This window comes from Planosporangium spinosum, from assembly GCF_049999945.1.
Classification (GTDB): Bacteria; Actinomycetota; Actinomycetes; order Mycobacteriales; family Micromonosporaceae; genus Planosporangium; species Planosporangium spinosum.
On the sequence record NZ_JBLYUB010000001.1, the window covers coordinates 281855 to 295666 of the forward strand.

12 protein-coding genes are annotated in these 13812 nt (G+C 71.1%); 8 read left to right on the forward strand and 4 right to left on the reverse strand.

Going from position 1 to position 13812, the window contains the following annotated elements; translation table 11 throughout:
* Window positions 1-114 precede the first annotated feature (114 nt).
* Window positions 115-1764 (forward strand): methyl-accepting chemotaxis protein, encoded by a 1650-nt coding sequence (locus tag ACNTMW_RS01300; RefSeq protein ID WP_426631423.1) that lies wholly within the window; start codon window positions 115-117, stop codon window positions 1762-1764.
* A gap of 81 nt (window positions 1765-1845) precedes the next feature.
* Entirely contained in the window at window positions 1846-2931 is a 1086-nt protein-coding gene (locus tag ACNTMW_RS01305) for a sugar ABC transporter substrate-binding protein (RefSeq protein ID WP_426631424.1), read from the forward strand.
* Window positions 2932-3132: 201 nt separating this feature from the next.
* Here ACNTMW_RS01305 and ACNTMW_RS01310 read toward each other — a convergent pair whose 3' ends face one another.
* From ACNTMW_RS01310 to ACNTMW_RS01320, 3 genes are read right to left on the reverse strand one after another with little or no spacing between them, the layout of a single operon-like run.
* A complete protein-coding gene (locus ACNTMW_RS01310; protein WP_426631723.1) occupies window positions 3133-3870 on the reverse strand; it encodes an FAD:protein FMN transferase in 738 nt (245 codons plus the stop codon).
* 47 nt (window positions 3871-3917) lie between these two features.
* On the reverse strand, window positions 3918-4532 hold the full coding sequence (locus ACNTMW_RS01315) for a hypothetical protein (protein WP_426631425.1): 615 nt from the start codon (window positions 4530-4532) through the stop codon (window positions 3918-3920).
* A gap of 14 nt (window positions 4533-4546) precedes the next feature.
* On the reverse strand, window positions 4547-6082 hold the full coding sequence (locus tag ACNTMW_RS01320) for a ferredoxin reductase family protein (RefSeq protein ID WP_426631426.1): 1536 nt from the start codon (window positions 6080-6082) through the stop codon (window positions 4547-4549).
* A 521-nt stretch (window positions 6083-6603) separates the two neighbouring features.
* Here ACNTMW_RS01320 and ACNTMW_RS01325 point away from each other — a divergent pair.
* Window positions 6604-7902, forward strand: coding sequence for a class I SAM-dependent methyltransferase (locus tag ACNTMW_RS01325; protein WP_426631427.1), 1299 nt, complete (start codon window positions 6604-6606; stop codon window positions 7900-7902).
* A gap of 19 nt (window positions 7903-7921) precedes the next feature.
* On the opposite strand, the gene ACNTMW_RS01330 is transcribed toward ACNTMW_RS01325, so the two are convergent.
* A complete protein-coding gene (locus ACNTMW_RS01330; protein WP_426631428.1) occupies window positions 7922-8614 on the reverse strand; it encodes an RraA family protein in 693 nt (230 codons plus the stop codon).
* Window positions 8615-8825: 211 nt separating this feature from the next.
* Here ACNTMW_RS01330 and ACNTMW_RS01335 point away from each other — a divergent pair, with 211 nt between their 5' ends.
* The 5 genes from ACNTMW_RS01335 (at window position 8826) to ACNTMW_RS01355 (ending at window position 13776) form a co-directional block, all read left to right on the forward strand.
* On the forward strand, window positions 8826-9587 hold the full coding sequence (locus ACNTMW_RS01335; RefSeq protein WP_426631429.1) for a Crp/Fnr family transcriptional regulator: 762 nt from the start codon (window positions 8826-8828) through the stop codon (window positions 9585-9587).
* Window positions 9588-9620: 33 nt separating this feature from the next.
* Window positions 9621-10433, forward strand: coding sequence for a hypothetical protein (locus ACNTMW_RS01340; RefSeq protein WP_426631430.1), 813 nt, complete (start codon window positions 9621-9623; stop codon window positions 10431-10433).
* Complete coding sequence (locus ACNTMW_RS01345; protein ID WP_426631431.1) at window positions 10430-12547, forward strand: hypothetical protein; 2118 nt, start codon at window positions 10430-10432, stop codon at window positions 12545-12547. Before ACNTMW_RS01340 ends, ACNTMW_RS01345 begins: the two co-directional genes overlap by 4 nt.
* 18 nt (window positions 12548-12565) lie before the next feature.
* A complete protein-coding gene (locus ACNTMW_RS01350; protein WP_426631432.1) occupies window positions 12566-13315 on the forward strand; it encodes a hypothetical protein in 750 nt (249 codons plus the stop codon).
* Between the two features lie 143 nt (window positions 13316-13458).
* Window positions 13459-13776, forward strand: a complete 318-nt coding sequence (locus ACNTMW_RS01355; RefSeq protein WP_426631433.1) for a hypothetical protein — start codon at window positions 13459-13461, stop codon at window positions 13774-13776.
* The last annotated feature ends 36 nt before the right edge of the window (window positions 13777-13812 follow it).

Below are 13812 nucleotides of genomic sequence, written 5' to 3' on the forward strand. Positions count from 1 at the left end.
GCCGTTCCGCACGACGGACGCACGGTTTTCCTCAACACGCGCGCCTCCCCGCCGATGACGGCGACATCGCGGGCAGTGTGGCCCGCCGCGTCATGGCGATCGTGGGAGGCCAGCGTGAAGGGCACTTCGCACCGGGAAGTGACGACGGGGACGGCGCGACGCCGTCGTTTCCTGTCGGGGCCGCTCGCCGATCAACCGATCGGTCGCAAGCTGCTGCTGCTGGTCGCCGTGGGGTGCGCGGTCGCCGCCGTGGTGCTCGCCGTCGGCGTCGGCGGCCTGGGCCAGGTCAACCAGCGCGCCAGCGAGCTCTACGGCCGTAACCTGCAGCCCTCGGCCCACCTCGCGGCGATCAACTCCTCGGCCCTGAAGGTCCAGAACGACCTGGCCAACCTCGCCCTGTCCAACGGGCCGGTGGCCAGCAAGGCGTTCACCGACGACATCAAGGCGACCGACGCCCACCTCGACCAGGAGGTGGCCGCCTACCGGGCCACCATCACCACGGCGAAGCAGCGCCAACTGGTGGACCGGTTCGACGTGTGGTGGTCGGCCTACCGCAACGTCCGCGACCACCGCCTGATGCCGCTGATCGCCAGCGGCAACATCGCCGACTTCCAGCAGGCCTACCTGGGCGACGGCCAGATCATCAGCGACAACGCGATGGCCGCCCTGGCCGACCTGCAGGGCTACGAGCAGCACAGCGGCCAGCAGGCCGCCGCCTCGGCCGCCGCCTCGTACCGGACCGCCCGCACCGTGATGGTCGTCGCGCTGGTCGCCGGCCTGCTCGTCGCGCTCTTGCTGAGCCAGTACCTGGCCCGGACCATCACCCGCCCGCTGCACCGGGTACGCGGCGTGCTCGCCGCCGTCGCTGCCGGCGACCTGACCGCCGAGGTCTCGGTCGACTCGGGCGACGAGGTCGGCGAGATCGCCCGGACGCTCGCGGTGGCGACCGCGAGTACCCGCGACGCGGTGCGCATGCTCGGCGACAACGCCGCCGCGCTCGCCACCGCGACCGAGGAGCTGACCGCGATCAGCCGCCAGATCGGCGACAGCGCCGTCGACGCGAACCAGCGGGCCGAGCAGGTCGCGGTCGCGGCCGGGTCGGTGAGCACCCACGTGGCCACGGTCGCCGCGGGCGCCGAGCAGATGGGCAGCTCGATCGAGGAGATCTCGCGCAGCACCACCCAGGCCGCGCAGGTCGCCGCCGAGGCGGCCGCGACCGCGACCGCGGCCACGGCCACGGTCGGCAAGCTGGGCGAGTCGTCGGTCGAGATCGGCGAGGTCGTCAAGGTCATCACCTCGATCGCCGCGCAGACGAACCTGCTCGCGCTCAACGCCACCATCGAGGCGGCCCGCGCCGGCGAGGCCGGCAAGGGCTTCGCCGTCGTCGCGAGCGAGGTCAAGGACCTCGCGCAGGAGACCGCCCGGGCCACCGAGGACATCGGCCGGCGGGTGACGGCGATCCAGTCCGACACCGCCGAGGCCGTCCAGAGCATCGAGCGGATCAGCCAGGTGATCGCCCAGGTGAGCGAGCACCAGGGCACCATCGCCGCCGCGATCGAGGAGCAGGCGACGACGACCTCGGCGATGAGCCGCAGCGTCGCCGAGGCGGCCGAGGGTTCCGGTGTGATCGCCAGCACGGTCGGCGGGGTCGCCGGCGCGACCGAGGCGACCCAGGACGGCGTCGCGAGTACCGCCCACGCGGTCCAGGAACTGGCCCGGATGGCCGCCGAGATGCGCAGCGCGGTCTCCCGCTTCAGCTACTGACCGGCACACCACCGGGCGCCGTCGCCCACCCCGCGCCGTCAGTCCGCGCGGACCGATCGTGATTGATGAGAGCGAGTCGAGATGAGCATGCGAACGATTGCCGGGCGCCTCGCCGGCCTGGGCCTGGCGTTGGCCACGCTCGCGGGCTGCGGCGCGACCACCACGCTCACCGCCGGGCACCACGGCCCGGCCGCCGGCGGCCGGGTGGCGCTGCTGCTCCCCGAGGTGAAGGCGAGCCGGTACGAGGCGGCCGACCAGCCGTACTTCGCCCAGCGGCTCAAGGAGCTCTGCCCGGACTGCACGGTGGACTACCGCAACGCCGAACAGGACGCGGCCAAGCAGCTCGAGCAGGCCAAGGACGCGCTCGACAAGGGCGCCAAGGTACTCGTGCTGACCCCGGTCGACAGCGTGGCGGCCGGCGAGATCGTGTCCGCCGCCCGCAGCCGCCAGGTACCGGTCATCTCGTACGACCGGCTCGTGCTGAAGACGGCCGTGGACTACTACATCTCGTTCGACAACGCCAAGGTCGGCTCGCTGCAGGCGAAGGCGCTGCTGGACGCGCTCGGCCCGCGCGCCGGTGCCGGTGAGATCCTGTGGATCAACGGCTCGCCCACCGACAACAACGCCACCCTGTTCAAGCAGGGCGCCCACGCCGGGCTCGACGGCAAGGTACGCGTCGCCGCCGAGTCCGACACCGCCGACTGGAGCCCCGACAACGCCCGGGAATGGACCCAGCGGACCCTGCCCACGCTGCGCGGCCGCCAGATCGTCGGGGTGTACGCCGCCAACGACGGCACCGCGGGCGCGGCCATCGCGGCGATGCGCGCCGCCGGGCTGCCCGATGTGCCGGTCACCGGCCAGGACGCCGAGACGGCCGCCCTGCAACGGATCCTCGCCGGCCAGCAGTACATGACGGTGTACAAGGCGATCCGGCCGGAGGCGGAGAAGGCCGCCGAACTGGCCTACGACCTGCTGCGCGGGGTACGCCCGAAGGTGTCCGCCACCCTCGACAACGGAGCGGGTCAGGTGCCGTCGGTGCTCCTCGACCCGGTCGCCGTCACCCGGGACACGATCGCGTCGACCGTGATCAAGGACGGGTTCGTCACCCCCGGCTCGCTGTGCGCGGGCGCCTACGCCGAGGCCTGCCGGGCGGCCGGCATCGGCTGACGCGACGACGGGTACGGGCATCGACTGACGCGACGGCGGGCGCTCCGGCGGCGCCCGGTCTGCACCTCGACGAGCTGGTCGCCTACGACGACCAGCCGGTCATGCAGCCGCGGGTCCCCGGACGGGCGTGAGCGGCATGCGACCCGATCCGACGTGCATCATCGACCGGTCACGGACCTGCGGCGGCGGACGACATCGCCGTCACACCGGTTCCGGCACCGGCACCTCGGGCAGCCCGGGCGAGCGGAAGCCCTGCCCGTCCTCGGTGACCACGGCCACCTGGTAGCCGGGCAGCGCGGCCAGCCAGCGCAGGCCGGCCATGCCCATGGCCACCCCGGCGGTGGCGTAGGCGTCGGCCACCGCCAGGTCCGGGCCGACCACGGTCACCGAGCGCAGTTCCCGGGCCGGCGAGCCGGTACGCGGGTCGACCACGTGGAACCCACGCTCGTACGTGCCGGAGGTGGCCACCGCGAGGTCGTTGCCGGCCACCACCAGGTACGCCCCGTCGCGCTGCCAGGGGTGGCGGATCGGGATCTGCCATTTCTCGCCGGGCGCCGGGCAGCCCCGGACCCGGACGTCGCCGCCGGCGTTGATGAGGTGGTTGGTGCTGCCGGCGGCGACCAGCCGCGCCGACGCGACCTCGGCGGCCCAGCCCTTGACGTAGCCGGACGGGTCGAGCGGCCCGGTGGCGTACACGTCGAAGTATCCGTCGGTGTCGCGCCACAGCTTCGCGCACGCGTCGAGGACCTCACGCAGGTCCGGCGAGCACTGCTCGGCGCGCAGCTCACCCCGGTGCAGCCGGCACACCTCGCTGTCGGGCTTGAACGTGCTGAACCGGCGGTCGACCTCCCGCATCCAGGCGAAGAAGTCGTCGGCGAGAGCGGCCAGGACGGCCTCGGGCAGCGGGTCGGCCAGGTCGATGGCGATCATCGTGCCCATCATGTCCTCGGCCCGGCGCAGTCCGCTCATGTCGGCGTACGCCCCACTCAGATCCCGGCCTTGGTCATCGCCGACTTGAGCGATGCCTGGTACGCGGCGCTGGTCAGGCTCGCACCCGAGTAGTGGATCTGGGACAGGCCGGTCTTGTAGTACTGCACGGCCATGGTGTTCAGCGCCGGGATCGCGCTGGTGTTCTTCGACCAGTTCGACTGGCTCAGCGTGCCCGACGCGGTGCTCACCGCGCCGCCGCAGACCTTGATGGTGACCGTGACCGCGCCGACGCCCGGCTTCGACACGGCGGTCGGGTCGCCGGTGGCGGTGGTGCACGTGGCCGCCGGCGGGGCGGCCGGCGTGGTCCGGCCCCCGGTCGCGCCGGCGGCGGTCGTCGTCCCCGCGGCCGGGGCACCTGCCTTCGCGCCGGCCGCCGAGCCGGTCCCGGCGGGGGCGGGCGCGGCACTGCCGGCGGGCGCGGCGCCGCCGGCCGGCGCACCGGCACCGCCGCCGTTGCCCGCGGGATCCGGTGCGCCGCTCGCCGGCGGCCCGGCCAGCCCGGAGGTGGCGGTGACGCCGGCACCGGAGGCCGGGGCGGTGCCGTACTTGGCACCGACGAGCAGCACGGTACCGGCCACGGTACCCACTAGCGCTGCGGTGGCTCTACGCACGAATGTCTCCCGGGTCAGAATTCGAACGGATCGAGGTGGATCTGGCGCTTCGGTACCCGCAGGCGCCGCAGCACCGCGAGCGAGGTGGCGATGAGTCCGTCCGGCCCGCACAGGTACACGTCGCGGCGGCGCACGTCGGGTACCAGCTCGCGCAGGCCGGCGGGGGTGAACAGGTACCGCGGCCCGGGGTCGTCACGGGCGCCCAGGACGTACCAGACCTGTGCGCGCTTCTCGACCGCCAAGCTGTCGAGTTCGTCCCGGAACACCAGGTCGTCGGCGGTGCTGGCACGGTACAGCACGACCGTGCCGGCGGGCAGGTCCTCCAGCAGCGCCCGGATCGGCGCGATGCCGCTGCCGCCGGCGATGAGCAGCGCGCCCGGCCGGACCCGGCGGTCGGCGGTGAACGCCCCCGACGGCCCCTCGGCGTAGACCCGGTCGCCCGGTTTCAGGTTTCGCAGGCCGCGGGTGTGGTCGCCGACGACCTTGACCGTCAGGCGCAGCCACTCGCTGTTCGGGGCCGCCGACAGCGAGAACGGATGGGCCTGCCACCAGTTGCCCCGGGTCAGGAAGCGCCACCGGAAGTACTGGCCGGCCCGGGCCTCCAGTCGGTCCAGGTGCCGGCCGCCGACGTAGATCGACACCATGTCCGGCGCCTCGTCGACCACGGCCACCACCCGGAAGTGGTGCCGCAGGTTCAGCCACAGCGGCTCCAGCACCCGACCCCAGACCAGGCAGGCGACCACGAACACGTACAGGCTGGTCCAGTACCACCGGGCGAAGCCGCCACGCAGCAGGTCGGCGCCGACGGCGAACTGGTGGCCGTAGCCGAGCAGCAGCACCAGATAACTGGTCAGGTGCAGGAAGTACCAGAGTTCGTAGGGCAGCAGCCGGCGGACCGCGCGGATCGCCAGAACCCCGATCGCCACCAGGATGCCGGTGGCGACGAAGGCGCTGATCATGTCCTCGTACGTGGTGAGCATCGTCCACGTCTCGTGCGTCGCGGCGACGTCCGCCGCCGCGGCGTACCCGAAGATCGTGAACACCGCGTGCGCGGGTATCAGGACGACCAGGAAGCCGCCCAGCGAGCGGTGCCAGATCAGCAGGCCGTGCGCGCCGAACCACTGCTCCAGCCAGGCCACCCGGCTCATCATCAGGACCTGGGCCAGCAGGACGTACCCGCCGACCATCCCGGTGATCTGACCGGCCGCGATCAGCACCGGGCCGGTACCGCTGATCGAGTGCGCGGGGTTGTTCAGCCACCACACCTCGACGCTGGCGGCCAGCCCGAACCAGAACAGGATCGTCAGGAGCAGGCGGTTGCCGGTGTCGGTCCGGCCGTGAGCGGCGGCGTGCCCGGCCGGTTGCCGGTGCGGTTCGTAGGAGGCCGACCCTCCGGGCGGGGCCTCCGCTTCGCGCAGCCACCACTCCGGGTCGTACGGCGGTTGTTCCGCGGCCGGGCCGGGAGCAGGCCCCCACTCGTCGCTGTCCAGCCCGAACCGGGTCGTGTCCGGCCGCCGTTGCGCAGCCGTGACGCCGCCCTGTTGTTCCACGGGAAGGTTGATACCACCCCGTCAGGCCAGCCTGCCATGACCGGACGGCTGTTTAAGCAAGACTTAGCCCTGGCTTTAAGGACGCCAGCGGTTCCCGTTCGACGGAGGGCGGCGACTCGCCCGTGGCCGGCGTCACCGGCCCGGCACACCAGGCAGTCGTCGTCGGCCATCCGGCGGGTGTCCCGGCCCCGCTGTCTCCGGCGCACGACCGGTGCCATCCGGTGCCATCCGATGCCATCCGGTCCCGTGATCACATTCTGTCCGATCCGTCGATCACGGCAAAGGCGGCCATTTCCCCAGCGTCGGGGTACCCTGCCGGGCTTTACTCATTAGGCTTGGCTTTGCTCATTCGGCTTGGATGCGCCGCTCTCGTGGTGACCCCACCGTAGCGTCGCGGATACATTTAGCCATGCTAAATTCTTTTGATGCTGGCGGGACCCTCAGACCGCGGCACTCCCGGGGCCCCCGGACGACTCCCCGGACCGCCAGCTCCCCGGTCGGAGTGATCCCTGGGAGGTGTGATGGCGAACGACTCCACCGCGGGACGCCTCAGCGCCCTGCTCGAACGCATGCTGCAGGTGCCGGTTCCGTTACGGATCCGCGCCTGGGACGGCTCCGAGGCCGGCCCGGCCGACGCGCCGGTACTGAAGATCCGGCAGCGCCGTGCGCTGCGCCGACTGGTGTGGCAGCCCAACGAACTCGGCCTGGCCCGGGCGTACGTGGCTGGCGAGATGGACCTGGACGGCGACCTGTACGACGCGCTCCACCGCCTGTCCGGCCTGCTGTGGCCCGGCACCGGCCCGGGGACCGGACCGGTCCGCGCCGTCGCCGGCGACCTGCTGCGGCTGGGCGCGATCGGCCCGCAGCCGCGACCGCCCGCCGAGGAGATCCTCATGCACGGCGGCCGGCACAGCCTGCGCCGCGACGCCCGTGCGATCAGCCACCACTATGACGTGGGTAACGACTTCTACCGCATCGTGCTCGGCGAGTCCATGGTCTACTCCTGCGCGTACTGGACCAGCGACGACCCGGCGTACGGCCTGGCCGACGCCCAGCGCGACAAGCTGGACCTCATCTGCCGCAAGCTCGCCCTGCGCCCCGGCATGCGCCTGCTCGACGTGGGCTGCGGCTGGGGCAGTCTGGCGCTGCACGCCGCCCGTGACTACGGCGTCACGGCGCTGGGCGTGACGCTGTCGCAGGAGCAGGCCGATTACGCGCGCAAGCGCATCGCCGAGGCGGGCCTGAGCGACCAGGTGGAGATCCGCCTCCAGGACTACCGGACCCTCGACGACGGCACGTTCGACGCGATCTCCAGCGTCGGCATGGCCGAACACGTCGGCATCGCTCCCTACCGCGACTACGCCCGGATCCTCCACCGGCACCTGCGCCCCGGCGGCCGGCTGCTCAACCACCAGATCGCGGCCCTGCACCCCGAGCCGCCGACCAAGCCGCCACTGCTGGGCCGCCGCTCCCGGACATTCATCGACGCGTACGTCTTCCCCGACGGCGAGCTCGCACCGCTCGGCACGACGGTCTCCCTGCTGGAGGAGGTGGGGTTCGAGGTCCGCGACGTGGAGGCGCTACGCGAGCACTACGCCCGGACCCTGCGGGCCTGGGTGGCCAACCTCGAAGCCGACTGGGACACCGCGACCAGGCTCACCACACCCGGCCGGGCCCGGGTCTGGCGCCTCTACATGGCCGCCTCCGCGCTGGCGTTCGAGACCGCGCACCTGGGAGTCAACCAGATCCTCGCGGTCAAGGCCCACCACGACGGGCGCAGCGACGTCCCGCCGACCCGCGACTGGATCACCCGCCCCTGACGCGATGGCCCACCGGCCGTCACTCCTCGATCGCGCCACCGACGCGCCGCAGGTGCCGGCGGAACGTGTACGACGGGTCGTCGGCGCGCCGGGCCAGGTAGTCGGCGAACTCCGTCTGCTGGCGCAGCGTCCGCCCGGACCGGATCCGATCGGCCTGCGCGCGCTCGGTCTGCCGGATCCGGTGCGCCGCCGCCAGTACCTCCTCGGCGCGCATGGCGGCGACGAACAGCACGCCGTCGTCGTCACCGAAGACGAGGTCGTCCGCGCCGACCAGGTGCGGGCCGAACCGTGCCGTCGTCAACGCCTCGGGCTCGCGCGCGTCCAGCCGGACCGGGCCGGGCGGGTAGCTGCCGTAGCTGAACACCGGAAGGCCGATCTCGACCAGTTCCGAGGTGTCCCGGTGCAGGCCCCACACCACCAGGCCGGTCACCCCGGCCGCCCGGGCCTCCAGCACCGCGAGGTCACCGACGCACGCCTCGTCGGTACGCCCGCCGTTGTCGATGACCAGCACGTCCCCGGGCGCGGCCCGGCCGTACGCCTCCAGGAACACGTCCACGCTGCCGTAGTGGCGCACCGGCAGCGCCCGCCCGGCGATCCGGTGCCCGGCGACGATCGCGCGGACGCCGGGCGGCGCGGCACGCAGCGGCACGTCGCATCGCAGGCAGGCATCGGCGATCAGCGGTGTGGACAGGTCGGCGAAAGCCTCCAGCATGGCGTTCTCCCCGGCTCGGTCGGCGCTGCCGTCACCGTCACCCGTCGACCGCGTGCGGCAACGGCGGGTGGGCGGTGCGGTGATCGTATCGACGATCGGCCCGCCGCGTCGGCGACGCAAGGGGCCGCCGATGTCCACCTCCGTTCAATCTCGCATCCCGAGTCGGGATTCTGACATTCGTTGACGCCAATGGCGTCGCTACTTTTTGCTCATGGCTAACCACTGGTGGTTACCGAGTGCACTCACGGTCGGCCTTGCCGCCCACATACCGCAGGGTGACTGGACAGAGTTGACCCATATGGGCGTACGGGTGGCGTTCCAACGCCGCCAGACCTTGTTCCGCCAGGGAGACGCTGGTCGCCATGTGTACGTCATCCTGGCCGGCAGCGTGAAGGTCGTGCGGTGTGAGGCCGACGGCGGACAGGCGATGTTGACCATGCGCACGCCGGGCGATGTCGTCGGTGACATGGCTGCACTCGACGGCCGCCCGCGGTCGGCCTCCGTAACGGCCATGACTCCGCTTGTCGCACAACTGCTCACCACCGAGCAGTTCCGCCGATTCGTCGACCGGCCGCCGGTCGCGGTGGGATTCACGCGGTACACCCTGATGCGACTGCGGGAAGCGGACGAGCAACGTACCGAGCTGGCGGTCCTGCCGGTACGGCAGCGTCTCGCCCGGGCGCTCCTGCGCCTGGAGACGCGCGACGGGAAGCTGGGGAACGAGCCCACCGTCGGACTTCCCCAGCAGGACATCGCACAGCTCGTGGGCGCCTCGCGCAACGCGGTCGTGGCCGAGCTAACGGCACTACGTGAAGCAGGCGTACTCATCACGCAGCGACGCCGGATCGTCATCCAAGATCTCGATGCACTCACCCGGATGGCCTGTCCGGACGACGATCGCCTCCAGCGAGGACGGTCACATCGGTACTGCACAGCAGTGGGCAGAGCAGATGTCGAACCGGCCGCACGATGACCGGGTCCATGGTCACGAGACAGGAGGACACCGATGGACCCGTTGCCGGCAACACCCTTCACCGTTTCCCGAGATCTGCCGCCGTACCGCGCCATCCTGGCCGTCGACGCCAAGGGCTTCACCGACGAACCGGGCAGTACCCATCAGGCGATCAGCGGTCTGATTCCCCAACTCGTAGGGGTGGCATTCACCCGCTCCGGCCTCGCCGAGGTCTGGGAAACACCATCGTTCTTCGGTCCGACCGGCGACGGGTTCGCCGTCGGCCTACCGACCGAGGTGCTGCCCTCACTGGTGCACCCGTTCCTGAATGAGCTGCAACGCACCCTCGCCCGGCACAACAGGGACGCTCGGCATGCGGAAGCACGTATCCGCCTGCGGGTAAGCCTGCACGTCGGCCCGCTGCCTGTCGATCCGGTCAATCCCCATCTCGGCGGAAACGGGACCCCTCGCAACGATACCCACCGGCTGCTGGACTCGAAGCCGGTCCGGGCGATTCTCGCCGCGGCGAGCGCCGAGGTCACGTTCGTCGCCGCGGTCCTGTCCGACCGCGTGTTCCACGACGTCGTGGTCGCCGGGTACACCGGTCGCCATCCGGACCACTTCGTCGAGGTGTCCGCGACCGTACCCGGCAAGCAGTTCGCGCAGCGTGCCTGGCTGTACGTACCGGAACTGTCGGGAAACCTCGTCACGCTCGCCCCGCCCCACGCGCCCGACACCGTCTCGACCGACCGCGACCCGGCGTCGGCGACGGCCCCGGCAGCCGGACCACGGGTGCGGACCAACCACGGCCAGGTCGCCACCGTGGTGCACGGCGGCATGCAGCAACGCAACCGGGGACAGCGATGACAACGGAAGAGCTACCCCTCACGTACGACCACAACGCCGTCGACCCGATTGACGAATTCGACGAGTTCGAAGGTGACCCACCCGTTCCGGATTTGGCCGCGGCGCCCAGAGTCCACGAGAACTCCGGGCAGGTCGCAACGGTCGTCCACGGCGGCATGCACCAGCACCTGCACCAGTACGTGCGGCGGTTCCTCGAGTATCACGAACTCGGCGCGGAGCATGTCGGGCACACCATGGACACCTACGTCGAACGCGTGTATCGCAGCGGCGACCAACGCTCGCTGGACAGCACAGGCACGGCGGCGCTGTTCGGGCAGTACCACGCGTTGGTCCTCGTCGGTGATCCGGGAACCGGCCGGCACACCGCCGCGGTGGCGCTCCTGAGCCGACTGGGCCTGCCGATGCGGGAGATCCGACCCCGCCACGATCCGGCGCAGCCCCAGGAGCTCAGCACCGTGGATCTGCCGACCGACCCCGGCATGGCCTTCCTGCTGGAACTACCCGGGCGCGGCGAACCGGTCGGCGACGACTTCCCGCGGCAGTTGCGCAGCTACCGCGACGCCCTCCGGGCCATCGGCTCCTACCTGGTCGTCGTCGTCACACCGGAGACGTGGCGGGTACTCGGCGGATTCAACGACGGCGGTGTGTTGGCCGTGCAGCCCCCGGATCCCCGGCAGGTCCTCTCGCAGGAGCTGACCGAGCGCGGTACGCGGGTGGACCTCACCGCCCTGCTGAACGCGCCGCCGATCGTGGAGCTGCTCCGCCACGCGTCACCCCGGGAGGTGGTACGCCTGGCCGGGCTCATCGTCTCCGCGGCAGCGACGGCGGTCACCGACGGGACGGAGCCGACCGCTCGCGTCGACGTCGTCGTGTCGGCGGCGATCGCCGCGTACCACAACTGGGACAACGAACTAGCCGATTGGTTCCACAAGGAGAAGGACGTACGGGTGCGCCTTTTCCTCCTCGCCGCCGCCGTCCTCGAGCACTCCCCGGCGGACCTGGTGCTGCGTGCGGCAGAAGATCTGGGCAACCAGCTCGGTGACCGCCCCTCCCCCACCGGCGGAATCGGCGAGGCGGGCATCCGTGAACTGACCGCCCGGATCGGGGCGCGGATCGCCGTAGACAGCACGCTTTACTTCACCCGGCCCGCGTACGCACCGGCGGTCCTCGACTTCGTCCGCTCCGACCGGTCCGACCGGTTCCAGCGGCAGCTCTGGGCATGGGCTGCCGAGCTGCCGATGCAGGACCGCACCAGTACCTCCGTCGCGATTGCCGACCGGACAGCCGCCGCGATGCTGGACCTGGTGCTGCGGCACCGGGACCCCCGCATGCTCAGGCGCACGGTGCCGCGGTGGGCCGTCCGCCGGGACCTGCGTTCGATCCTCGTGGAGCTGCTGACCGCGGTGGCACTGAGCCCGGAGGCCGGCTCGTGGATGCGCCAACAGCTCAACCTGTGGGCGGCCCGGTCGAGCAACCCGGCGGTGCTCATCACGGTGGCCGAGGTTTGTCAGGGGCAGCTCGCCGACGTGTATCCGGACATCGCGCTCACCCGCCTCAACCACCTGGCCGGCAAAGCCGTCCCCGCCGTGGCGGACAGCGTCGTCGGTGCGGTCGTCAGCCTGTGGAGCAGGCCGCAGCTACGCCGGCCCGTCCTCGAAAAGACCACTTCCTGGGCACGGGAGCAGACCGGACCCAAGTTCGACGTAGGCTGCCGTCTCCTGTCGGTGCTGTCCGACCCCGGTACCGAACCGACAGCCAACGTGCTGCGGTTCGTCATCGCGGATCGACCACAGTGCTGGGACAATTTCGTCCGCGCCGTCGCCGGGATGCTGGATGCTCCCGCGCCGCCCGAACACACCCGGCGCATGCTCTTCACCTGGCTTTCTCTCGCCGCCGAGGATCCGACCCTGGGCGAACAGTTCATCGACCTGATGGTCGCCGTCGCCCGCGTTGACGGTGCGCCGGCGCGGCGCATCGCCCGCCTCCGCACCGCCGCGTACGACTGGCAGCCCGTATCCGGCGAGCAGTCCGTCCCCGATCGCCGGGACCTTCGAGAACGGCTGGTGGAACGGCTGCACCGCGCCGATCCGATGACCACACCGTCCGCCGCATAGCGGAATGAGAGGACGACGATGACATCTACGACCTTAAGCCAGCGTCTCGGCAAGTGGTGGCAGAGCACCACCTACGTGGCCGATGGACCCCAGGTGCGCGAGGAGCGATTCTCGGCTGCCCTACGGAGCGCGGTCGACGGTGCCTGCTTCCATGCGCACTTCGCTGTCGTCTGGCAGGGCGGCGACGACCCGGACAGCGGCAGCCGGCAGTTGCGCAAGTTCCTGCAGGACTGGGCCGAGGACATCGCGCGCGGCTTCAGCATTACCAGGCTGGACAGGTTGGCCAACGAACTCAACGACCGACTCGGTAGGTCCGGCTACCTGCACGACACCAACATCTACCTCACCCGGGCATCGGTCGCGCTCTTCGCTACGCCAGAGGCTCGGCAGGCCGCGTTGCTCTGGGACGAGGTGCAACGCCAGCTCGCCATCGAAAGGCTGCGGCAGGAAACCGAGCTGGCCCAGCTGGAGTACCTGCGAACGCGCATCTTCTCTCAGCCGAGCACTGCCCGCGTGTACTGGCTCAAACATCATCCCGAGGCGCTCGATGCCCTGCTCGACGACCGATTCGACCAGATAGCCGCACGGCTCGGTGCGGCCGGGGAAACGACGCATCTGGTCATCGCTCACCTGGTGGAGCAGTTCCTTACCGGGCTCGACGACTCCGAACAACAGTACCTGCTGCACCAGCTCGGCCAGGTTTTCTCGTCCTTCGGCCGGCAAGACCTGGGCGGGCAGCTGGAACCTCCCGCCGGCGAAGGGACCTGATCCGCCCGCCCCGACGGTCGGCCCCGGGCGCCTGACGAACGGGGCCAACCCGGCGCGTACCAGCAGTCGCCACGACCACGGAGGCAACCGTGCGACGCCATCAATCCTCAGCCGACAGGGTGGTCTCGTGGATCGGGCTTCTCGTGGGAGCGCTGGTCGGCGAGTCACTGACCGCAGCCGCGACCGCCGCACACGTGCTGTCACGGCTCCTCACACCGGCCCTCGTCGTGGTTGTCCTGACCGCCACCTGGTGCGCCACCGGCTTGGCAGGGCGAGCGCGCCGATCCGCATACCTGCTCGCGTTCTCCGCCATGGCGGTATGGGCGCCGGTCGCCTGCTGGTACGGACAGCGGACCCTGCGCCTTCACCACCTGCTCGCTGGTGAAGCCTTGATGATCTCCCTGGTCGCTCCCCTGCTGATGCTCATCTCAATGATCAGCCTGCTGAGCAGAACCCACTGACCATCCCGGTGGCACTGCGCCGACCTAGCACTTTGT